This is a genomic window from Streptomyces sp. NPDC056128 (assembly GCF_042263835.1).
GTDB lineage: Bacteria > Actinomycetota > Actinomycetes > Streptomycetales > Streptomycetaceae > Streptomyces.
The window spans coordinates 655,427-676,748 of the sequence record NZ_JBHJVQ010000002.1; the positions used below are offsets into that span (position 1 = coordinate 655,427).

17 protein-coding genes are annotated in these 21,322 nt (G+C 72.8%); 6 read left to right on the forward strand and 11 right to left on the reverse strand.

Going from position 1 to position 21,322, the window contains the following annotated elements:
• Positions 1-11: 11 nt before the first annotated feature.
• The 5 genes from ACFC1X_RS06860 to ACFC1X_RS06880 form a co-directional block, all read right to left on the reverse strand.
• Positions 12-1,415, reverse strand: a complete 1,404-nt coding sequence (locus tag ACFC1X_RS06860) for an NAD(P)/FAD-dependent oxidoreductase (protein ID WP_376349406.1) — start codon at positions 1,413-1,415, stop codon at positions 12-14.
• Positions 1,405-2,616, reverse strand: coding sequence for an MAB_1171c family putative transporter (locus ACFC1X_RS06865; protein WP_376349407.1), 1,212 nt, complete (start codon positions 2,614-2,616; stop codon positions 1,405-1,407). The genes ACFC1X_RS06860 and ACFC1X_RS06865 overlap by 11 nt, the downstream gene beginning before the upstream one ends.
• Positions 2,617-2,647: 31 nt before the next feature.
• Positions 2,648-3,868 (reverse strand): MAB_1171c family putative transporter, encoded by a 1,221-nt coding sequence (locus ACFC1X_RS06870; RefSeq protein WP_376349409.1) that lies wholly within the window; start codon positions 3,866-3,868, stop codon positions 2,648-2,650.
• A complete protein-coding gene (locus ACFC1X_RS06875) occupies positions 3,865-4,392 on the reverse strand; it encodes a toxin (protein ID WP_376349410.1) in 528 nt (175 codons plus the stop codon). Before ACFC1X_RS06875 ends, ACFC1X_RS06870 begins: the two co-directional genes overlap by 4 nt.
• A 91-nt stretch (positions 4,393-4,483) precedes the next feature.
• Positions 4,484-5,737 carry an MAB_1171c family putative transporter gene (locus ACFC1X_RS06880; RefSeq protein ID WP_376349412.1) on the reverse strand — a complete coding sequence of 418 codons (1,254 nt, stop codon included), beginning with the start codon at positions 5,735-5,737 and terminating at the stop codon, positions 4,484-4,486.
• A gap of 217 nt (positions 5,738-5,954) precedes the next feature.
• Here ACFC1X_RS06880 and ACFC1X_RS06885 point away from each other — a divergent pair, with 217 nt between their 5' ends.
• Genes ACFC1X_RS06885 through ACFC1X_RS06900 form a run of 4 tightly spaced genes read left to right on the forward strand, consistent with a single transcriptional unit; the run spans position 5,955 to position 10,636 of the window.
• The gene (locus ACFC1X_RS06885; protein WP_376349413.1) at positions 5,955-7,307 is read left to right on the forward strand and encodes an extracellular solute-binding protein; all 1,353 of its coding nucleotides are present in this window, start codon (positions 5,955-5,957) and stop codon (positions 7,305-7,307) included.
• Positions 7,304-8,245 carry a carbohydrate ABC transporter permease gene (locus ACFC1X_RS06890; protein WP_376349415.1) on the forward strand — a complete coding sequence of 314 codons (942 nt, stop codon included), beginning with the start codon at positions 7,304-7,306 and terminating at the stop codon, positions 8,243-8,245. The genes ACFC1X_RS06885 and ACFC1X_RS06890 overlap by 4 nt, the downstream gene beginning before the upstream one ends.
• Positions 8,242-9,105, forward strand: coding sequence for a carbohydrate ABC transporter permease (locus tag ACFC1X_RS06895; protein WP_376349416.1), 864 nt, complete (start codon positions 8,242-8,244; stop codon positions 9,103-9,105). Before ACFC1X_RS06890 ends, ACFC1X_RS06895 begins: the two co-directional genes overlap by 4 nt.
• A 25-nt stretch (positions 9,106-9,130) precedes the next feature.
• Complete coding sequence (locus ACFC1X_RS06900) at positions 9,131-10,636, forward strand: alpha-N-arabinofuranosidase (protein ID WP_376349418.1); 1,506 nt, start codon at positions 9,131-9,133, stop codon at positions 10,634-10,636.
• Between the two features lie 12 nt (positions 10,637-10,648).
• Here the strand turns inward: ACFC1X_RS06900 and ACFC1X_RS06905 are convergent, their stop codons facing one another.
• Positions 10,649-13,402, reverse strand: a complete 2,754-nt coding sequence (locus ACFC1X_RS06905; RefSeq protein ID WP_376349420.1) for a beta-galactosidase — start codon at positions 13,400-13,402, stop codon at positions 10,649-10,651.
• A 94-nt stretch (positions 13,403-13,496) separates the two neighbouring features.
• Between ACFC1X_RS06905 and ACFC1X_RS06910 the strand changes: the two genes are divergently transcribed.
• The gene (locus tag ACFC1X_RS06910) at positions 13,497-13,955 is read left to right on the forward strand and encodes an RrF2 family transcriptional regulator (protein WP_376349422.1); all 459 of its coding nucleotides are present in this window, start codon (positions 13,497-13,499) and stop codon (positions 13,953-13,955) included.
• A gap of 174 nt (positions 13,956-14,129) precedes the next feature.
• Complete coding sequence (locus ACFC1X_RS06915; RefSeq protein ID WP_376349424.1) at positions 14,130-14,783, forward strand: DUF4360 domain-containing protein; 654 nt, start codon at positions 14,130-14,132, stop codon at positions 14,781-14,783.
• A gap of 29 nt (positions 14,784-14,812) precedes the next feature.
• On the opposite strand, the gene ACFC1X_RS06920 is transcribed toward ACFC1X_RS06915, so the two are convergent.
• The 5 genes from ACFC1X_RS06920 to ACFC1X_RS06940 all read right to left on the reverse strand — a co-directional run bounded on the left by ACFC1X_RS06920 (position 14,813) and on the right by ACFC1X_RS06940 (position 21,255).
• Positions 14,813-15,481, reverse strand: coding sequence for a histidine phosphatase family protein (locus ACFC1X_RS06920; RefSeq protein WP_376349426.1), 669 nt, complete (start codon positions 15,479-15,481; stop codon positions 14,813-14,815).
• 58 nt (positions 15,482-15,539) lie between these two features.
• The gene (locus ACFC1X_RS06925) at positions 15,540-17,096 is read right to left on the reverse strand and encodes a substrate-binding domain-containing protein (protein WP_376349428.1); all 1,557 of its coding nucleotides are present in this window, start codon (positions 17,094-17,096) and stop codon (positions 15,540-15,542) included.
• Between the two features lie 139 nt (positions 17,097-17,235).
• Positions 17,236-18,447, reverse strand: coding sequence for a helix-turn-helix domain-containing protein (locus tag ACFC1X_RS06930; protein WP_376349430.1), 1,212 nt, complete (start codon positions 18,445-18,447; stop codon positions 17,236-17,238).
• Between the two features lie 183 nt (positions 18,448-18,630).
• Positions 18,631-19,572, reverse strand: a complete 942-nt coding sequence (locus tag ACFC1X_RS06935) for a hypothetical protein (protein ID WP_376349432.1) — start codon at positions 19,570-19,572, stop codon at positions 18,631-18,633.
• 39 nt (positions 19,573-19,611) lie between these two features.
• Positions 19,612-21,255: a DUF6801 domain-containing protein gene (locus tag ACFC1X_RS06940; RefSeq protein ID WP_376349434.1), complete on the reverse strand. Its 1,644-nt coding sequence runs from the start codon at positions 21,253-21,255 to the stop codon at positions 19,612-19,614.
• Between the last annotated feature and the right edge of the window lie 67 nt (positions 21,256-21,322).

The window sequence follows — 21,322 nt, forward strand, 5'->3', positions numbered from 1 at the left end:
GTGAGGGGCCGTCAGACCCCCGTGCGGTCCAGCGTGCCCAGTACCCCGCGTTCCTCCGGGGTCAGGGGCGGACCCGACAGCGGGGGCAGGGGTGAGCCCGTCAGGGCGGCCAGGGCGGCGTCGGGGCGGAACATGCGGGTCGGAGGGGTGCGCATGCTCGTGACGTCCCAGATCGCCGAGGCCGCCGCGAAGGAGCCGGTGGCCGCCCTCGTCATGCGCCGCGTGTACGCCGTCACCACCCGGTCCGTGGCGCCGGGCCGCCCGCCGCGCACCCCGGGATAGAGGACGTCCTGGCCGACGGCCATCGACCACGCCGCGTCCACCGAGCGGGCCGCGCCCCGCAGCACCCGCCGGGCGAGACCGGGCGCGTCGACGCCCCCGGCCCGGTCCAGTTCCTGGCCGAGGACGCGCGCGCCGAACGCGGCCACCGACATGCCCTGCCCGTAGGCCGGGTTGAAGGTGCCGAGCGCGTCGCCGAGGACCACGAAGCCCTCCGGCCAGACCGGCGCCTTCTCCAGGTAGCGCCGCACATTGCTGGTGGACCGGCTCAGATGGATGTCGGTGAGCGGTTCCGCGCCGGAGATCAGCCGCCCCACGATGGGGTCCGGCAGATCGAGCGTGTACCGCAGGAACCCCTCCGGATCGGCCGGCGGTTCACCGCCGCGCGAACCGCCGCAGCTCACCAGCCAGCGGTCGCCCTCCACCGGCATGACCATCGCACTCCGGGCCGGCCGGCCCACGTACGGGTTGGCCTGCACGATCGTCAGCGGGAACCGCTCCGCCCCGGCCGGCACCCGGTACACGCGCGAGGCGTTGACCAGCCCCGAGTCCACGGTCCGCGTCCGGACGCCGGACAGCCCGAGGCCCTCCAGCCAGCCGAGCACCCGGGTACCGCGTCCGCTCGCGTCGACGACCAGGTCGGCGTCGAGGTCCGTGTCCCCGCCGGGCGCCGCGATCCGCACCCCGCGCACCCGCCCCGCGGACCCGGTCAGCCCGACCACCGCGGCCCTGCGGACCTCCACCCGCGCCTGTTCGAGCACCGCGGCCCGCACCGTCCAGTCCACCAGCGCCCGGGTGCAGGTGAGCATGACCGGCCCCTCGCGCCGCCACCGGCGCAGCCAGCCCTCCGGAGTGAGGGCCAGCATGCCCGAGCTGAGGGATATCTCGTGGGCCCCGGCGGCCAGCAGCCGCTTGCCCAGGCTCACCCCCGGCACGATCTCCTCCATCGCCGCGAGCCCGCCGGTCATCAGCAGATGCGCGTGCCGCCCCTGCGGCAGCCCCCGGCGCTGGTGCGGCCCCTCGGGCAGCTCGTCGCGGTCCAGCACGATCACCTCGTCCACGCCGGCGGCGGACAGCACGGCCGCGGCCAGCATGCCGGCCAGACCGGCACCGACGACGACAGCTCTACGCGACATGGGGCTCCTCGGGTTCGGTCAGGGTTCCGGTCATGGCGGACGGTGCCGCGCCGTCGGGCGCGGTGGCCCGCCCGGGCGGGTGAGGCAGTGCCTGCGCCAGCTCCACCAGCCCGCTCGGGCCGGGCACTTCGGTGGCGTGCAGCCGGTAGGTGGCGGCGCTCTGCGGCGGTTCCTCGCGCGCGGCGGCCCGGCGCGCCGCGTCGGTGAGCATGGCGGCCTCCGCCGCCAGCCGGGCCTGGTGGGGGGAGCGGCCCGCGCGCAGGGCGGTGTCCCGCACCCGCTCACGGACCCGGTGGTCGAAGTACGGCGCCAGCGTGAGCAGGGCGTCGTGGATGGACACCTCGCGCCACTGGAGCCGGGCCTGCGGAAGCTGCCACCAGGTCGCCGGAGGCTTGGGGGCGGTGGACACCGAACGCACCAGCGACCACAGCGGATCCAGCCGCCGGTAGTCGTCAAGACCCCGCCAGTGGGCGACCACGGGCGGCAGCAGCCTGGGCAGCACGAACCCCGCCGAGCACAGCAGCGCGGCCAGCGAGGCCATCGGCGGGGCCACCGAGGTGGACAGGAAGTCGAGGTCGTGACCCGTCCAGCGGGCCACCACGGCCGTGTACTTGGTCAGCTGGAACCCCACCACGTCCAGCGCCGCGCCCAGCAGGATCAGCCGCAGCCCGGCCCGCAGCAGGCCGCCGACCTCGCGGCCCCACTTGACGCAGACCGCGCACATCACCAGCATCGCCGCGCTGTGCCCCAGCAGGTACAGCAGGATCATCTCCCGCATGAAGGGCGTACCCGCGTAGTACGTGTCGAGGTCGGTCAGCCGCTCGGTGTCCGCGTCGGCGAGCAGGAACAGCACGACGATGGCGACCACCAGCAGCCCGTAGGCGGCCATGCTGCGCAGCACCATGCGCCGTACCCGCGCCCGGGGCCCGCCCCGCCAGTTGATCAGCAGCACCAGCACGGCGCAGCTGTACGCGGAGAGCATCCCGTAGGTCAGCGGGGCCCCGAAGTTGGGGACGCCGGTGAGTTCGTTGACGGTGGCGAGGGTGGCCGGCGCGGCGCACACGAAGACCAGGGCGCCGAGGACGATCGCCACGCAGGTGGACAGCGTCAGCGGGTTGCGCATGGCCGTGCGCGGCCGCCGGAACAGCAGCACGGAGGTCATACCGAACACCAGCGCCGCCAGGTAGACGACGAGACTCATGCCGGACAACTCCTCTCGTGCGGGGTTTCGTTCACGCGGTTCCCGCCGTGGTCGTACCGCTCGGCACGGCGGCGAGGGCCGGCGCCGGCGGGGCGGTGGCCAGCACGTCGGCGATCCGGCCGAGGGCGGCCGGGCCCGGCGCCGGGCCGACGGGAGGGCCGACGGGGGAGCCGGGGGACGCGCCGGGGGGAGAGCCGCCGCCCGCGGTCGCCGCGACGGCCCGCGCCGGATCCGCCTCGCGCCGTACCGCCTCGGTGATCACCGCGGCCCAGGCGGCGGCCTCGGCCCGTTCCGGGTCGTCCGTCGCCGCCAGTACCCCGGCGCGGGTCCGGTCGTACAGGTCCCGGTCGAGATAGGCGTCCAGATGACCGAGCGCGTTGTGGATGCTGGTCTGGCGCCACATCAGGCGGGTGGCGGGCGAGGCGAACCGCGGCCGGGGCAGCCGCAGCGCCCGCCGGGTGAGCAGGTCGTCCAGCACCTGCTCCAGCGGCCCGAGCCGGGCGTACGTCCGGCCCGCCCGCCGCCACTCGGCCACCCGGGGCGCCACCAGCGGGACGAGCACGCCGACGACCGTCAGCAGCGCGCCGAGCCCGGCGGCGGCCGGGGAGACGGTGGTGCCGAGCGCCGACCAGTCCCGCCCGGACCAGCGCGCGCCCACCGCGACGAGCTTGGCCGTGCTGTACCCGGCGCCGCACAGCGCACCGGCGCCGAGGAGGGTCAGGCCGGCGCGCAGCCCGCCCCGCACCTGCCGTGCCCAGCGCAGCGCCGAGAAGGTCGTGACGGTGACCGCGGTGAGGTGCGCGACCAGGTACAGCACGATCATCTGGGCGATGAACGGGGTCGTCGCGTAGTAGGTGTCCAGGTCGGTACGGCGCTCCACGGGCGCGTCGCCCAGCGCGAACAGCACCCCGATGCCGAGGACCACGGCGGCGTAGGCGAGCGTCCACCGGCGCACCGTCCTGTCCACCCGGGGCCCGCCCCGCCAGCGCACGATGAGGACCTGGGAGGCGGCGCAGTACCCGGTGATGGCCGCGTAGGTGAGCGGTGCCGCGAGGTTGGGCACGCCGCTGAGCCGGTTGACGGCGCCGACCGTCGGCGGCGCCCCGAGCAGGAAGCAGAGCCCGGCGAGGCCAAGTACCGCGCAGATGGCGCCCAGATACGGATCGCGCCGGTGCCGCAACAGGTCGGGCGCCTTGACCACCAGGCAGAGCCAGAGCACTCCGCAGCTGACGTAGTTGATCAGGCCGTTCATCTGGTCGTCCCGCGGTAGTTGAGCGCGGCCCCGATGCGGCCGGCGAGGTCGGGCGGGTCCTCCGGTCCGTCGCCCTCCGCCGCGAACACCGAGTCCGTGGAGGCCTCCAGCCAGGTGCGCAGCCGGCCGCCCATCAGCATGCCGAAGCGGTCCGCCTCCTGCTCCTCGGCCAGGGAGAAGTCGGTACGCGCGGCGACCGGCCGGGGCAGGCCGTCCGGGGCGCCGTCCGCCTCCGCCTGCCTGCGCTTCATGTGCCACACCTCGTGGCAGAGGATGACGATCTGGTGCCACATCGCGGCGCGTTCGTCCACCACGATGTCGTCGTGGTGCTCGCGCTCCAGCCAGAGCCCGCTCGCGGTGTGCGGCGGGAACGCGGCCCGGTGCACGACCACTTCGCGGCCCCGCCACGCGCTCACGGACGCGACGAGCGCCTCGAACAGGACCTCGGGATCCGCCGGCACGGGAACCCGGATGGGGTCGATGAGGGCGTCAGCGAGGCGACGCATCTCCTTCCTGGTACGCACCGCTGTCTCCCCGTTTCCCCGGCTGCTGCTCGGTCACCAGTGCAATATGCCAAGACGGGGGCCGTCCGGGCCAGTTCCAGGTGTGTCTCGGTCACTCGGTGACCGCCATCGTGTCCCCGGGTGCCATCGCGCGCGCCCGGACCTCACGGATCACGTCGGGGTGGCCGAGGGCGCGGGAGACCGCCCCGATCCCGCTCAGGAGGTCCGTGGTGTCGGGTTCGCCGCAACCGCCGTCGCCGTGGCCGTCGTCGCCGTCGTCCGTGCCGGGACGGGCGTCGACCGCGTCGAGGACCACCACGGCCGCGGCGAGCGCCTTCGCCCGCTCCGGGGCGAACCCGAGACCGAGGGCGGCGCGGTACGAGCGCGCGCCCAGCCGTTCGTCGGTGCGGCGGGCCAGCGGCAGCAGGACGTCGCGGATGAAGGTCTCGCGGCGGGTCAGGCGCAGTTCGGGACTGGCCCGCAGGACGAACGGCACCCCGGAGCCGTGCACGGAGCGCATCAGCCGGTACAGCGGCCGCAGTTCGCGGTGGGCCAGCCGGATCCGCCGCCGCTCGCGCAGGTACTGGCCGGCGTGCGGCAGGATGAAGCCGACCGCGATCGACACCGCGGACAGACAGGCCAGGGCCGGGGCCACGTCCAGGCTGAGCCAGTCCAGGTCGTTGCCGGTCCAGCGGGCCACGACGGCGGTGAGCTTGGCCGCGTCGAAGGCCAGGTTGAGCGCGTAGCCGACGCCCAGGAACCGCAGCCCCCGGCGCAGCCAGGCGTCGAATCCGCCGGTGCGGATCCAGTTCCAGATCAGCCGTGAGGTGATGAGGACGGCGGTGGTGTGCGCGAGGAGGTAGAGCAGGATCTCCTCGCGCATGAAGGGCGTGTTGGCGTAGTAGGTGTCCAGGTCCCGGGTGCGCTCCACGGGCACGTCGGCGAGGGCGAACAGCACCCAGAGGGCGACGATCACCCCGCCGTAGACGGAGACGACCCAGCGGGTGGCCCGGCGGGTCGGGGCCGAGCGTTCGGACAGTCCGTCGCGCCAGGCGATGATCAGCACCAGGCAGGCGCCGCAGAACGCGGTGAGCAGCGAGTACACCCAGGGCGCCGAGATGTTCGGCACGCCGGTGACGCGGTTGACCCAGACGATGGTCGAGGGGGCGACGAACACGAACACCGCGCAGGCCAGCAGCAGCAGACCGCCGACCGCGCGCAGCAGCGGGTCCTTCCAGAGCCGGATGATCGTCGGCAGTTTGATCGCCAGGGCGGTGGCCAGGACCGCGGCGGGGATCCACCAGTAGGACGTGTAGAAGGCGCTGAGGAACGAGGCCGGACCCGTGGCCGCGTCCGCGGACTCCATCGCGTCCCTCCGCTCTCGCTCGCAGCCGCATCCAAGGCCGTACGAGCCTACGCGGCCGGACGTGTCCGCGTCAGGCGAGTTCCGTTGTCCGGAGGGCCGGATTCCGGAGCGCCGGCCCGAGTTCCTGCCCGAACCATTGACGCGCAAGCGCTTCACATCTACGGTCCCGTTCGAAGTTACGAGCGATGATCGAAATCTCGAACAGATGGGGCAGGGCATGGGACGACCTGGCCTGGATCGCAGGCACTTCCTGGCCGCGGCGGGCGGCCTCACGGTCGCGGGCAGCTTCGGCTTCGCGGCGCTCGGCACCGGGGCCGACGCGCTCGCCTCCGGAGCGGACACCCGCGTGCGCTACTGGAACCTCTTCAGCGGCGGCGACGGCTACAACATGATCGCCATGCTGGACGCGTTCCGCGGGGACAACCCCGGCATCGACGTGAAGGACTCGACCCTCCAGTGGGGCAGCCCCTTCTACACCAAGCTCGCCATGGCGGCGGCCGGCAACCGCGCGCCGGACCTCGGCGTCATGCACCTGGGCCGCGTCACCGGCTTCTCACCCGGCCGCCTCCTGGACCCCTGGGACCCCGCACTGCTCGCCAAGTACGGGGTGCGGGAAGAGGACTTCAACCCCGAGCTGTGGAAGCGCGCCGTCATCGACGGCAGGCTCTACGCCCTGCCGCTCGACATCCACGTCCAGCTCTGCTTCTACCGCAGGGACGTGCTGAAGAAGGCGGGCCTGCTCGGCGCGGACGGCCGGATGGTGCCCGTCACCTCCACCGAGGCGTGGTTCGACGTGCTGAAGGAGGCCAGGAAGGCCACGGCGAAGGGCCTGCAGACCATCGGCCTGTGGCACAGCGACCAGAACTTCCAGTGGTGGTTCTTCGTCGCCTTCTACACCCAGCTCGGCGGCACCTGGTTCGACGACGCCCGCAGCGAGGTCACCTTCGACACCGACAAGGCCACCGAGGTCCTGGAGTTCCTGCGCAAGCACGTCGCCGACGGCTACGCCAACCCCGCCTTCGGCGGCAACGCGGGCGCCGAGCAGTTCGTCAACGGCTCCCCCTTCGCCTGGGAGGGCAACTGGTCCGTGCCGGTCTTCGACGCCGCGGAACTCGACTACGGGGCGACCCCGTTGCCGCCCGTCTTCGGCAGGCGGGCCACCCACGCCGAGTCCCACGCCTTCGTCCTGCCCCACCAGTCGGACCGCGGCGGCGCCGCCAACGAGGGCGCGCACCGCCTCGCCGCCTACGTCGTCCAGCACGCCCGGCAGTGGGCGGCCGGCGGCCACATCCCCGCGTACACCCCGACCCTGTCCACGGCCGCCTACCGCGCGCTGCGTCCGCAGAACGAGTACGTCTCGGCGATGGACCACCAGGCCACCGAGCCGAAGGTGTGGTTCGCCGGGTCCACCGGCATCCTCGCCCAGCGCGTCGGCCCGGTCGTCGTCTCCGCCACGACGGGCTCGGCGAAGCCCGAGGCCGCCGCCCGCCGGATGCGGAGCACGCTCGCCGAACTGCTCGCCATGCAGAACCCCATGGACGGCACCGCCGCGCGGGGAGGTGCCGCATGACCGCCGCCGGCGCCGAGACCATCGTCCGCCCGGCGCGCGCGAGGACCGCCGTCGCCGGCGCCACGCTCCGCCGCCGCCAGGGCTTCCAGCACGGCGGCTGGTTCGTCGCCCCGTTCCTCGCCCTGTTCGCGCTCTTCGTGGTCTGGCCGCTGCTGCGCGGCCTCTACCTCAGCTTCACCGACGCCAACATCTCCGGCGACGACGCGAGCTTCATCGGCCTCGACAACTACCGCGAGGCCCTCCAGGACCCGCTGATGTGGGACGCGCTCGGCCACAGCGCGTACTTCACGCTGCTCGTCGTGCCCTGCATCACCGTCCTCGCCTTCCTCCTCGCGATGCTCGCCCACCACATCGAGCGCGGCAAGTGGCTGTGGCGGCTCTGCTTCTTCCTGCCGTTCCTGCTGCCGTCCACCGTCGCCGCCAACCTCTGGCAGTGGCTGTTCAACCCCGGCACCGGAATGGTCAACCACGTCTTCGGCATCGAGACGCCCTGGCTGACCGACAAGTCGTACGCGATGCTCGCGGTCGTCATCACCACCCTGTGGTGGACCGTCGGCTTCAGCTTCCTGCTCTACCTCGCCGCGCTCCAGGGCATCCCCGCGCGCCTCTACGAGGCCGCCAAGCTGGACGGCGCGAACGCCTGGCACCGCACGGTCCACATCACCCTGCCGATGCTGCGCAACATCACCGGCCTCGTCGTCGCCCTCCAGATCCTCGCCTCGCTCCAGGTCTTCGACCAGGCCGTCGTGATCCAGGACTTCGGGCCGGGACCCGAGGACTCGACCCGCACCTTCGTGCAGTACACCCTCGAACAGGGCTTCACCAGCTACCGCGTGGGCTACGCCTCCGCGATCTCCATCATCTTCTTCGTGCTCATCGCGGCCGTCGCCCTCGCCCGGATGTGGCTGCTGCGCAACCGAGAGGAGGGCGGCCGATGACCACCGCGGCGACGCAGACCCCCACCGGACCCCGCAGGTCCTGGACGCCCGGCCAGATCGTGCTCACCCTGCTCGGCACCGCCGTCTCCGCGGTGTTCCTCGCCCCGCTCGCCTGGGCCCTGTTCACCTCGCTCAAGTCGGAGACCGAGGCCGTCGAGGTGCCGACCCACTGGCTGCCCGAGGACTGGACGGGCCAGGCGTGGCAGGCCCTCTTCGAGACCGGCAACATCACCGACTGGTTCGTCAACTCCCTGGTGGTGTCGGTGTGCGTGACGACCGTCGTACTGCTGGTCTCCGCGCTCGCCGGCTACGGCTTCGCCCGCACCGAGTTCCGGGGCAAGGGCGTCCTGATGGGCGCGGTGATGGCCGGCCTCATGATCTCCCCGGCCGTCCTCGGCGTCCCGCTGTTCACCAGCGTCCAGCAGATGGGGATGGTCGACACCTACTGGGGGATGATCCTGCCGCAGTGCGCGCCCGCCGCGATGGTCTACATCCTCTACAAGTTCTTCCAGGGCATCCCGCGCGAACTGGAGGAGGCCGCCTTCATCGACGGCGCGGGCCGCTGGCGGGTCTTCTTCACCATCATCGTGCCGCTGTCCCGCCCCTCGCTGGCGGCGGTCGGCATCTTCACCTTCATCAGCTCGTGGAACAACTTCCTGTGGCCGTACATGGTCACCAACAACCCCGACCTGATGACCATGCCCAACGGCATCGCGACCGTCATGAACTCCTACGGCATCCAGTGGGCCCAGCTCATGGCCGGCGGCCTGATGGCGGGCCTCCCCCTGATCATCGTCTTCGTCTTCTTCCAACGCCAGATCGTCGCGGGCGTGGCCCACACGGGCCTCGCCGGCCAGTAGCCGGAGTCTCCTTCGAAAGGACACCATGCGAACCGCCCGCTTCACCCTCGACCCCGCCTTCACCGTCGGAGACGTGAACCCCCGCCTCTTCGGCTCCTTCGTCGAGCACCTCGGCCGCTGCGTGTACACCGGCATCTTCGAACCCGGTCACCCCACGGCGGATGTCGAAGGGCTGCGCCAGGACGTACTGGATCTCGTCCGGGAGCTCGGCGTCACCGCCGTCCGCTACCCCGGCGGCAACTTCGTCTCCGGGTACAAGTGGGAGGACTCGGTCGGTCCGGCCGAGGACCGCCCCCGCCGCCTCGACCTGGCCTGGCGCTCCACGGAGACCAACCGCTTCGGCCTGTCCGAGTACATCGCCTTCCTCAGGAAGGCCGGCCCGCAGGCCGAGCCCATGATGGCGGTCAACCTCGGCACCCGCGGCGTGGCCGAGGCGCTCGAACTCCAGGAGTACGCCAACCACCCCGCCGGCACCAGGCTGTCGGACCTGCGGGCCGAGCACGGCGACAAGGACCCCTTCGGCATCCGGCTCTGGTGCCTGGGCAACGAGATGGACGGCCCCTGGCAGACCGGCCACAAGACCGCCGAGGAGTACGGCCGCCTCGCCGCCGAGACCGCCCGCGCCATGCGCCAGATCGACCCGGGCGTCGAACTCGTCGCCTGCGGTTCGTCCGGCCAGTCCATGGAGACCTTCGCCGCGTGGGAGGCGACGGTCCTCGAGGAGACGTACGACCTCGTCGACCACATCTCTCTGCACGCCTACTACGAGCCGCTCGACGGTGACGTCGACTCCTTCCTCGCCTCCGCCGTGGACATGGAGTCGTTCATCGAGAACGTCGTCGCCACCTGCGACCACATCGGCGCCCGGCTCAAGTCGAAGAAGCGGATCAACCTCTCCTTCGACGAGTGGAACGTCTGGTACATGTCGAAGTCGCAGGCCGAGGTGAGCGCCCTCGACTGGCCCGAGGCGCCCCGCCTGCTGGAGGACAACTACAGCGTCATGGACGCGGTCGTCTTCGGCTCGCTCCTCATCGCCCTGCTCCGGCACGCCGACCGCGTCGCCGTCGCCTGCCTCGCGCAGCTCGTCAACGTCATCGCCCCGATCATGACGGAGCCGGGCGGCCCGGCCTGGCGCCAGACCACGTTCTTCCCGTTCGCGCAGGCCTCGCGGTACGGCCGCGGCGAGGTCCTCGACGTGCGGGTGGACTCACCGACGTACGGGACGGCGAAGTACGGCGAGGCCGACCTGCTGCACGCGACGGCCGTGCGCGCCGAGGACGGGTCGGTCACCGTCTTCGCCGTCAACCGCTCCCGCACCGAGCCGCTGCCGCTGGACGTCGCCCTCGGCGCCCTGGAGCTGACGGACGTCGTCGAGCACAGCGCCCTCGCGGACGCCGATCCCGACGCCCGCAACACGCTCGCCGAACCCGAACGGGTCGTCCCGCACCGGGTGGACGGCACGGCGCTGCGGGGCGGCACCCTGACCGCCGTACTGGAGCCGCTGTCCTGGAACGTGATCCGGCTGCGCTGAGCCCCGGCCCGGTCAGTCGCGGCGCCGGCCGGGGGAGGCGACCGGCTTCACCGGTACCCCTCCGGCCGCGCTGCCCAGCAGCTCCAGCCGTACCGTCCCGGGCCCCGGCGCCGACTCGCCGTCGGCCAGCACCGCCAGGGCCAGGGTGTTGGCGGCGGCCCGGGTGTGCAGGATGCCGTTCGGCAGGACGAAGGTGTGCGCCGCGCCGGTGCGGCCGCCCGCGTACTCGCCCATGTTCCAGCCGTTCAGGAAGACCTGGACGCGGTGGTCACCGTCCGGGGCGTCGTCGAGGACGAGGCCGACCGAGGCGTCCACCTCCGGCGGCACGTCCAGCCGGAACGTGGTCCGGTACCAGGTCACGCCCTGGCGCCGGGCCCCGCGCGGGAGGTCCGCCGGGGACACCTTCTCCCAGTCGCCGTCGTCGTACCCCGGCAGATACCAGCCGTGCCGTTCCCCGTACAGCCCGCCGTGGTTGAGCGGCCCGCGCACGGGGTCGGGCGTGACCGCGCCCCGGATCCGCCAGCGCACGTCCGGCGAGGCCCCCTCGAAGGCGGCCGACGTCAGTCCGCGGGCCGCCCGCGGGTCGTCCTGGCCGTGCTGGGTGCGCCGGACCAGGACGGACAGGACGGCCGAGTCGCCGCCGTCGGCGCGCTCCCGCCGGGTCCCGCGCAGACCCGCCGGCACGCCCAGTTCTGCCGTGCCGGTCCAGGTGTCCGGCCCGTCGTCCCCGCCGTCCGGACGGTGGGCGCCCAGCGGCTCGCCGTCCAGCCACGCCATCAGCAGGCCGCGCGCGCCGGTGGCGTAGGACAGGGACACCGACTCCAGACCGGCGGCCCCGGTGAGACGGGCGCGGTACCAGACGTCGCCGTAGTGGTAGCCGTAGTCGTCGGCGAAGAGCACGGGCTGTCCGTCGGGCACCGGGGTGGTGCTGTGCGACGTCCGCCGGTCGGCGACCGTCCACCCCGAGTCGCCGTACTCCGGCGCGGACTCGGGGTTCTCGGTGCGGCGCCGCCAGCCGTCGAGTCCGGGCAGCGCCACCTCGGGCATGCCGGGCAGCGGCCACACCGTCATCAGGCTCTGGGCGCGGCCGAAGGACCCCTGCACCGCCGTGCCGTTCCAGGTGATTCGGCCGATGCCGCGCGGCGCCCACACCTCCAGCTCGCGCTCGTCGACGGTGTCACCGGTCAGCCGGATCGTGTCCCCGTCCAGCGCGGCCTCGCGCAGCAGCTCCGGGCCGCGGACCAGGATCCGGCCCGACGGCGTCTCGTACGGCCACAGCCGCAGTGAGGCGGCGTCGTCGGCGAAGAGCAGCAGCAGGGTGCGTTCGGACTCGCCGCTGCGCACCCGCACCCGGCTCAGCCGGTCCTCCTCGAGTGGCACCGTCACATGCAGTTTCCCGTGGTCGAACGCCCAGGCGGCCTCCTCGTCCAGCCGGGTCGGCCAGGGCTCCTGCGGGCAGTCGAGGACCAGGTGCGCCATCTCCCCGGCCCGTCCCACGAAGGCGGCGATGTCCACCCGCCCCACGCTCAGGGACAGCATGGGCTGCACGGTGGCGTACGCCAGTTTCCGTCCCGCGCCCAGGTGGAGGCCGGTGGCGAGCAGCTTGGCGTCGCGGGCGGGGACGGTGACCTCGACGTCGGTCCCGCCCATCGGGACGGTGGAGGTGACGGCGGCGGCGGAGTCGTTGCGCAGCACGTAGGCGTGGGCGCCGGTGTCCGGGTTGGCCAGGTGCCGCACCTGGACGCGGTCGTCCGCGGCCCGGACCTCCGCCGCCTCGTCGAGCCGGGTGAAGTCGGGGACGTGGCGCAGCAGGTGCCCGAGCTGGTGGAGCGGGGCGAGTTCGGCGGTGGGCCGGCGTGCCTCGTCGATGGCGGCGGCCGGGTCGTAGGTGGGGGTGGGCGCCGACGGCGCGGGCAGCCAGCCCCACGAGGTGCCGCCGAACGCCATGTGGACGTTGTGCAGCGTGGTCCCCCGCGCCAGGCCGTCGAGGTGCACCCGCCGCGCCTCGGCGGCGTCCCGGGTCGGCTCCGCCTCGTCCCAGGCGAGGGTGGTGCCGGCGTGCAGCAGGGGTACGTCGATGCCGTCGGCGCGGATCCGCTCGTGCAGGTGGGTCAGGTCGGCGCGCTCGGGGGCGTCGGCCCGGTAGAGCAGGACGGTGCCGGTGCCCCGGGTGAACTGGTGCCGGGCGACGACGGCGTTGACCCGGCTCAGCCACTCGTCGGCGTGGCGCAGGTACGCGGGGTCGGTGGTCCTGGGCCGGGCCCCGGTGGCCGCCAGCCAGCCGGGCAGGCCGCCCGCGTCCACGTCGGCGCCGATGTACGGGCCGGGGTGGACCACGACGTACAGACTGCTCTCCGCGGCCGTGCGCAGGAACAGGTCGAGGTCGCGGACGCCGGTGAAGTCGTACGCGCCCGGGGCGGGGGAGTGCTGGTTCCAGGCGAGGCGGACGCTGACCGCGTTGTGGCCGTACGCCCGCATCTTCTGGAGCACGTCACGCCACAGGGACGGGCTGGGCAGCCGGAAGGGGTGCAGCTCGCCGGACCACAGCGACAGCCGTCTGCCGTCCACCAGCAGGGAGTACCGGTCCAGGGTGACGCGGTGGCGCAGCCCGTCGGCGCCGGGCGGCCCGGGCGGCGGGCCGGTGGGCACGGGGCCGGGGGGTCCGGTCAGCGCCGCGCCGCTCACGCTGCCGCCGAGCGCGAGCCCGAGGACGGTGGTGCCCGCGAGGGCGCTGAACGCTCGTCTGCTGAGACTGCTGAGCTCCAAGGGAGCCTCTCCTGTTGCCGTGCTTGTGGTGCTGCCGCGTGAGCGGGACCTCCTGTGCCCGGCCATTCTTCCAGCGGACCCCACAATGGTCGGTATGAGGATCTCGGCGCGTGCGGACTACGCGGTGCGGGCGGTGCTGGAACTGGCCGTCCAGCAGGACGACCGGCCGGTCAAGGCGGAGGACGTGGCCACCGTCCAGGACATTCCGCACAAATTTCTGGAGGGGATCCTCGGCGATCTCCGGCGTGGCGGCATCGTCGAGAGCCGGCGCGGCGGGGGCGGCGGGTACCGGCTGGCGCGCGAGGCGTCGGCCATCACGGTGGCGGACGTGATCCGGGCGGTGGACGGCCCGATCGTCTCCGTGCGCGGGGAGCGGCCGACGGGACTGGTGTACACGGGCACGGCGGGGCCCCTGCTGCCGCTGTGGGTGGCGCTGCGCGCCAATGTGCGCCGGATCCTGGAGGGCGTGACGATCGCCGACCTCGCGGCGGGCACCCTGCCGGACCCGGTCCGGGAGCTGGCGGCGGAACCGGCCGCCTGGGAGAACCCGTAGGTCACAGGTTCACGGGGTGGGAACCGGCCGGTGTGAATGGCCGGGGAGACGTCTGTCCGCACCCGGCGAGGGTGCCTACGATGCGGACGTTGCGTAAATGTCATGTGCAGAACACGTGTAGATGGCGAACGCATTAAACGACATCCACCCCCCACTGACCGGGATGGGAGACCCATGGCCACGGGCCTGCTCCTGAGCGGCACCATCGCCGCGCTGCTCACCTCCGCGCTGCCGGCGCAGCACCAGCCCTCCGGCGGGTTCGAGGACCCGCCGCCGGACAAGATCGTCATCAAGGTCGCCACGGTGAACGGCTCCGGCTGTCCGCAGGGCACGGCGGCCGTCGCCGTCTCCGACGACAACACCGCCTTCACCGTCACCTACAGCGACTACCTCGCCCAGGCGGGCGGCGACTCCGCGCCCACCGACTTCCGCAAGAACTGCCAGCTCAACCTGCTCGTCCACGTCCCGCAGGGCTTCACCTACGCCGTCGCCAGCGCGGACTACCGCGGCTTCGCCGCCCTCCAGCCCGGCGCCAAGGGCACCCAGCGGGCCTCGTACTACTTCCAGGGCTCCCCGAACACGGAGTTCCGCACCCACCCCTTCGGCGGCCCGCTCAACGACAACTGGCAGGCCACCGACTCCACCGACTGGGCCCAGCTGGTCTGGGCGCCCTGCGGGGTGCAGCGCAACTTCAACATCAACACGGAGCTGCGGGTGAGCACGGGCACGTCCGACCCGAGCAAGGTGAGCTTCATGACGATGGACTCGACGGACGGCGAGATCAACACGGTGTACCACCTGGCGTGGAAGGAGTGCCCGGAGTCCTGACCGGCGGCCGGCCCGCGGGCCCCCGGCGGTCAGCCGGCGGCGTCCTCGACGCTCTCCCCGGCGGGACCGCCCTCGCGCGGACCGCCGTCCTCGGGGCCGACGGGCCGGCCCTCCCAGTGCAGGACGCGCCACCCCGCGTCCGGGGCGCCGGACAGGATGACGACACCGGTGTTCCCCAGCCCGTGGGCGGCGGCGAAGGCGGCGTCGATGTTCTCCGCCCGGGCCGCCGCCCAGGTACGGATCACGGCGCCGTGACTGACCATGGCCACGGTCCCGGCCCCGCCGGCCGCGGCCTCCTCGACCACGGCGTCGAAACGCGCCAGCGCCTCCACGCCGTCCTCCCCGCCCGGCACGCGCCGCGCCGTGTCCCCCGCCGACCAGGCGAGCGCCGTCGTCAGGTAGGCCTCGACGGCCTCCGGGTCGCCGCGCATCTCCAGCTCACCGGCGGACAGCTCCCTGATGCCCTCCCGCACCACGATCTCCAGCCCCGTCCGGGCCGCCAGCGGCGCCGCGGTGAGCCGGGTGCGCAGCAGCGTCGACGCGTAGAGGGCGTCGATCCGCTCCGCCGCCAGCGCCTCCGGGAGCGCGTCCGCCTGCTCCTGCCCCAGCGGGGTCAGCGCGGGACCGGGTGCGGCCGTGTCCAGCAGGTGCTTGAGGTTGGACGGGGTCTGGCCATGCCGAATGAGCAGCAGTCGCATCGACGGATCAGTCTCCCTTGAGCCGGGACGGGGGAACCTCCACTGTGCCATCCCCGCCTTACGCCCCGTCCGGGCGGCAGAGCAGGGGCTTGTCCAGTTCGGAGCAGGGGCGGTGGCCCTTGGAGCGGATGACGTCCTTGCCGACCTCGGCGGCGAGGTAGCGCAGGAAGCCCGCGGCGATCGAGTCGGCCGGCGGTTCCCCGTAGGTGTAGGCGATCTCCGTCTGCCAGTACGGGTACGCCCCCTCGTCGGCGCCCTCCAGGGTGGCCGGGTAGCCGTCGACGCGGACCTGCCGGACGTCGTCGCGCGCCGAGGCGGCGCCGACCTCGCTGTGGCCGAGGGCGCCCGGGGTGGAGGCCACCGTGTCGAGCAGGGTCGCGGTGCCGCCCACCTCGCAGCGGCCCGGCCGGTCCGGGGCCAGCCCCGCGCAGTCGGCCGTGGTGACCGCCGGGAGGGACCGGCCGTCCAGGACCTGCTGTTCGAGCGTGGTCCGGGTGCCCGAGCCGGGGTTCCGGCTGACCAGGCGGACGGGTACGTCGTTGCCCCCGACCTGGCTCCAGTCGGTGACGCGACCGGCGTAAATGTCCCTGACCTGCTTCAGGGAGAGGTCCCGGACCCCGGCGTCCTCGTGCACGACCAGGGTGAACAGCGACAGGGCGACGGGCCGGGGGAGCAGCTGCGGGCGGCCGTCGGACTTCGGCCCGTCGCTGAACGACAGCCTGTTCCCCAGGCCCCGGCCGTCGGTGAGTTCGGCGCCGGCGCCCGCGGCGGCGAGCGTGTCGAGACCGTCGACGCTGCCCTTGAAGGAGTTGGCGGTCAGCGGGATACGGGCGTCGGGGCAGGTCCGCTCGTACTGCTCCGCGGCCTCCCGCAGCACCGGCGCGAAGGCCGTGGAACCCGACAGGTGCAAGGTCCCGGCGGCGCAGTCCAGCGGCGCGGCGGTGTCGTCGCCCCCGGCGAAGGTGAGCGCGGACTGGGTGGCGCTCACCAGGATGAGCGAGGCGAGCAGCCAGCGGACCTGCCGGGAGGCGAACGGGTAGTACGCGGTCTTCTTGATGTTCCCGCCGCGAACCCCGCCGACGACGCCCGCGGTGACCTCCGGCTCGGGGAACTCGGGCTCGGTGAAGCCCTCTTCACGGTCCAGGACCGCCAGGACCTTGTAGTGCGCCCTGCGGTTCAGTATCACCTTGGGCAGCTTGATGACCCGGCCCGTGGTCTCGAACCCCTCGGCTCCCGGTACGAAGAAGGTGGGCGGCACCTGGGGGCTGCGCTCCGTCACCGTCATGCCGACCACCCGGCGGCCGGGGAAGGCGATGCTGATGCCCACGGGGTCGTTGACGGGAGCGACGTAGTCACCGGCGACCACGGGGCTCCAGCCGGCGTTCTCGATCCGCAGCAGGACGACCGAGGGGTCCCGCAGGTTCGTACCGTCCCACTGCATGCGCTGGAGCACCGTCGTCTCCGGCCCCGAGGCGGCCGAGTCCCGGATGGTGGTGTCCAACTGGACGCGGTAGCCCAGCCGTTTGCGGCCCGCCAGCACGAACTCCCACAGGGCGGCCACGACGGGCACCGTCAGACCCAGGACGGCGGCCACGGACTCCCACGACAGACTCACGTCCGCCTCCCCCTCAGGACGGTGACATGGGAGGCCATGGTGGCTGCGGAGGGGGGAAGGAGCCCGCGGATTCGGTGAGTCTGCTGTTCGAATTCACGCGCAGGTCATCTGCGACACCCGGTGTTCGCCTGACGCGGGGTCAGTCCGTGCCGTCGTGGCCGCGCAGGTGCAGTGAGCGGAGGGCGACCTCGATGGCGAACCGGTGGTCGGGGTCGGCGAGCCGGTCGCCGAGGTAGGCGTCCAGGGTCCGCAGGCGGTAGCGGACGGTCTGGGCGTGCACGCCGAGCACCTCGCCGACCTGCTCGGCCGGCGCCCGGGTGGAGACGTGGACGCGGAGGGTCTCGACGAGCCGGTCGCGCCGTCTGGCGGGCAGCTCGTCGAGCGGGGCCAGTTCACGCGCCGCGATCCGGTCGACGAGGGCGGAGTCGGACAGCAGCCACAGCGTCGTCAGGTGATCCTCGCAGCGGACCAGCGGAACGTCGGGTATGACATCGTCGTCAACGAGCTGCAGCACACGGCGGGCCCAGCGGACGGAGTCGGCGGCCTGCGCGACCGGTACGGTCAGGCCGAGCGCGGCGCGGGTGCCGGCCAGCGCCGTACGGAGCATGTCGAGGCGGGCGGGGGTGAGGTCCCCGGGGACGAGCAGGTGCGGCTGCGGAATGTCCAGATCGGTGAGGACGTCCCGGTCGAGCGCCGCCTGGAGGTGTTCCGGCGCCGGATGGTGCAGGGCGACGAGGAAGCACGACCGGGGCAGCTCCCAGGCGGCGGCCTTGCACAGTTCCGAGATGGTCGTCCGGGGCAGCGGCGAGGCGGTCAGCAGGAAGTGCAATAACTGTCTTCGTAACGCGGACTCCTCCGAGGCCGCCCGCTCCCGTACCTCCGCGTATCCCTCGCGGGTGATCGCCTCCAGCTCCTCGACGTAGGCGAAGAGGGCGTCGGCGAAGGCGAGGATCAGCGCGGGGGAGAGGCTGTACTGCCGTCCCAGGGTCTTGGCCCGGCGCAGTGCGATGCGGGCGCCGAGCCGGTAGGCGCCTTGCAGGATCTCCAGGTCGCGGCCCTCGTAGGCCTCCACCCGGCCGAATCTGCGCAGCAGTTCGTCCCGCACCTCCGAGCTGCTGCCGGGGTTGTCGACCCGGTCCACGAAGGCGGTCAGGGCCTGCTCGACCCCCTGGCGGATCGCGTCCCCGTCCGGGCCGTTGAGCAGCCTGCCGTACACCGGGTAGCTGCGGGTGACCTCGATGCGTATCTCGTTCAGCAGCCCCGGCAGCAGTGGTCGCATGAAGGCCGCGAACTTCTTGGGCAGGGGGTCGAGCGGTTCACCGAGCACCGAAGGACGCGCGATGGAGGGCATGAGTGTTCCCTTGCTCTGCGACATGTCCGGTGGGGTGGCCGGCCGGGCTCCGTTTCGCGTGGGGTGGAACCTGGCCGGTCCACCAGGCGTTCACCGGCTTGGCAAGCCGACGGTAAATCAACTTCGTTGTGATGTACATCTCTTGGGGAGTAATCGTGCCACTGTTGTGTGGGCTCGTGGCCGTTACTTGACGGCGGAGTGCCAGTTCTCGGCCAGTACCCGGCCGGCGTCGGGGACGACGGTCCCGGGCGCGTTCAGGCCGGTGAGGTGGGTCTGCGTGTCGGCGAGGGTCAGGCTGTTGTTCCCGGCGGCGGAGGGCAGTCCGGTCTTCGCGTTGACCGCCGCGTTGATCAGGCCGACGTTGAGGCCGCAGCCGGTGGCGCCGGGCACCGCGAAGGTGCTGTCGTTCTGGGTGGCGCCGGTGAGGTTGATCCGGCTCATCTCGCCGGCCTCGTCCACGGTGCCGTCGCCCCGGAAGAAGGACATCCCGAACTCCGGATAGGTGCGGTTCTCCGGCCGCAGGACGATCGGCTTGGCGGCGGTGCCGATGTAGCACTTGTCGCCGAGGAGCGGGTTCTCCAGGTGGATGCGGACCGGCAGGGCGACGATCGGCATGTCGGTGAGGACGCCCGCGGTCTGGTCGAAGGCGTAGGGCGCGCCGACGGATTCCATGGTCGCGGTGATCTTGTTGAGGCTGGAGTTCTCCAGCGACTTGCAGATGCCCGTGATCACGAAGATGTCGCTCGGACACATCAGGCCGAGCAGTCCGCCGGGCACCGTGGCGGGCTCGGCGACCAGCGCGCCGGAGGCCGGGGCGACCACGGCGCTGGTGCCGTCGGCGTTCTGCACGACGCCGATCTGGAGGTTGGTCCGGCCCGTGACCACGGTGGTGTTGCCCAGCTTGATAGAGCCGCCGGCCGAGGTGGACACCACGCACTGCGGGGTCTTCTCGAAGCCGTCGGCGGCCAGCATCGCCGGGGCGTCGACCGGGCAGCGGTTGAAGGGGGCCCACTCGCCGTTCAGCGAGGGGTCGGCGGCCGTCGCCGTGCCCAGGGACGCGAAGGCGCCGAGGGCGGTCAGTGCGGAGACGGTGGCGAGTCGGGTGCGGGTGGAGGTCGGACGCATGGTGGTGGCCTTCCGTGGAGGTGGGAGGGACGGGAGGGCTCAGCGCTCGGCGACGGGGATCTCGTAGGGCTGGAGGTCTTCCGTGCACTGGCCGGGGGTCTCGGGGGTCGGGAACACGGGGGCGGCGATCGCGCATGTCTGGCCCTGGACCTGTTTGACGTGGTTGCCGGGGCCGGAGACGGAGGCGGTGAGCAGACGGTCGAGGTCCTCGCCGTCCGCCGTGCCGCAGCCGGTGAAGGCCGGGATGCTCGTCTCGCCGGACAGCGTGCCGCCGCTCAGCAGCAGGTAGCCGGTGGCCTCCTGGCCGATGAGCTGCTCGCCGCGGCCGTAGAGCACCAGGTGGTCACCGGGATGATTGGCCGGATCCGGGTCGGCGGAGGTGAGGGACGTCGTGGTCCGGCACCCCGGACCGACGTCCAGGGGGGTCCCGTTGACCTCCAGATCGGTCACGTGCAGGACCAGCGGCGCCCGTACATAGGTGTCCGTGACCGTGGTGAAGTCGGAGAGGCGCAGCTTGATGCGCGAGTCGATCCTGATGGGGCCCGTCTGCTCCAGCACCATGGTCGCTTTCACCGGGGCGAAGTCGAAGGACAGGAAGGTGCTCTGGAACGGCGGTGTCTGCTTGCGCTCCTGGTAGTGGAAGTTCGCCCACGACACGGTGTCGAAGATGATGTGTTCCGGGTCGGGCGGGCCGTTCACGGGGATTCCCTGTTCGATCAGCAGGCAGGACGGCGGGAGGTGGGCGGCGCCCTTCATCTTGTTCACGTTGGCGTAGCCGGTGACGTAGGCGTTGAGCGACACGTCCGTGGGCGGGTGCTGCTCGTCGTAGCGGCACGGCGGTACGTCGTCGCGGTCCGGGGCGGCGCCGGGCGGGGTCTCCAGCACCTCGGGCGACCGGTCGCCCTGCCGCTCCTCCTGTCCCTGCCCCTGCGCCTCCCGGTCCGGGGTGCGGGAGGGCCCGGCCGGGCCGGACGGTGAACCGCTCGGGCTCGGAGAACCGTCCCCGCCTACCCGCACGGTGGCCAGCAGTCCTTGGTCCGGCGCGTCCTCGGCGAGGGCGCAGCCGACGGTGAGCGAGTCGGAGCCGGAGCCGGAGTCGGGGCCGGAGCCGGTGGTGGCGGGCCGTGGGGCGGCCGGGTCCGTGGCGGCCGGGTCCGCCGCGTCGAGGGCCAGGTCGATGGCGAGGGTGCCCGCCGTGAACGTCAGGTCTCCGTCGCCCCGGCCGGCCACGGAGGGGACGTCGCCCTTCGAGACCAGGGTCAACGGCCCCGACCCGGGCAGGGCGACGGGCTCGGCGCCGCCCCGCCAGGTCGCCTTCGCCGCCGCCTCGTTCTGGGCGACGCCCACCTCCAGCCGGGTCGCCGCCCGCACCTGGGCCGCGCCGCGCGCGCTGAGGTCCGCGACGGCCTCCGCCGGGAGCTGGACGGCGGTGGTGACGTCGGACGGCGAGAACGCCTCGCCCGCGTCGGCCCGTTCTGGGAACTCCGCCGAGATCCTTACCTTCGTGGGCAGTTGCCCCGACGGGAGGGTGCAGACGTAGGGGAGTTCGACCTCGACCTCCTGGGTGCCCGAGGCGGAGGCCGTGGTCGGGATCAGGGCGGCGAGCACGACGAACGCGGCGATCGACGTGGTACGGGCACGGACCCGGGGCGGCCGGGGTGCGGCGGCTCGTTGGGCTTTCATGCGACTCCGCTCGGATGGCTCGGGCAGCGTGGGCGGTCGGGCAGGGGCGGGCAGGGGCGGACGGCTC

Bases quoted from the DNA above. Each gene is read 5' to 3' on its own strand.
- ACFC1X_RS06860 (WP_376349406.1), bottom strand. From the start codon at position 1,415: ATGTCGCGTAGAGCTGTCGTCGTCGGTGCCGGTCTGGCCGGCATGCTG.
- ACFC1X_RS06865 (WP_376349407.1), bottom strand. From the start codon at position 2,616: ATGAGTCTCGTCGTCTACCTGGCGGCGCTGGTGTTCGGTATGACCTCC.
- ACFC1X_RS06870 (WP_376349409.1), bottom strand. From the start codon at position 3,868: ATGAACGGCCTGATCAACTACGTCAGCTGCGGAGTGCTCTGGCTCTGC.
- ACFC1X_RS06880 (WP_376349412.1), bottom strand. From the start codon at position 5,737: ATGGAGTCCGCGGACGCGGCCACGGGTCCGGCCTCGTTCCTCAGCGCC.
- ACFC1X_RS06885 (WP_376349413.1), top strand. From the start codon at position 5,955: ATGGGACGACCTGGCCTGGATCGCAGGCACTTCCTGGCCGCGGCGGGC.
- ACFC1X_RS06890 (WP_376349415.1), top strand. From the start codon at position 7,304: ATGACCGCCGCCGGCGCCGAGACCATCGTCCGCCCGGCGCGCGCGAGG.
- ACFC1X_RS06895 (WP_376349416.1), top strand. From the start codon at position 8,242: ATGACCACCGCGGCGACGCAGACCCCCACCGGACCCCGCAGGTCCTGG.
- ACFC1X_RS06900 (WP_376349418.1), top strand. From the start codon at position 9,131: ATGCGAACCGCCCGCTTCACCCTCGACCCCGCCTTCACCGTCGGAGAC.
- ACFC1X_RS06910 (WP_376349422.1), top strand. From the start codon at position 13,497: ATGAGGATCTCGGCGCGTGCGGACTACGCGGTGCGGGCGGTGCTGGAA.
- ACFC1X_RS06915 (WP_376349424.1), top strand. From the start codon at position 14,130: ATGGCCACGGGCCTGCTCCTGAGCGGCACCATCGCCGCGCTGCTCACC.
- ACFC1X_RS06920 (WP_376349426.1), bottom strand. From the start codon at position 15,481: ATGCGACTGCTGCTCATTCGGCATGGCCAGACCCCGTCCAACCTCAAG.
- ACFC1X_RS06930 (WP_376349430.1), bottom strand. From the start codon at position 18,447: ATGCCCTCCATCGCGCGTCCTTCGGTGCTCGGTGAACCGCTCGACCCC.
- ACFC1X_RS06935 (WP_376349432.1), bottom strand. From the start codon at position 19,572: ATGCGTCCGACCTCCACCCGCACCCGACTCGCCACCGTCTCCGCACTG.
- ACFC1X_RS06940 (WP_376349434.1), bottom strand. From the start codon at position 21,255: ATGAAAGCCCAACGAGCCGCCGCACCCCGGCCGCCCCGGGTCCGTGCC.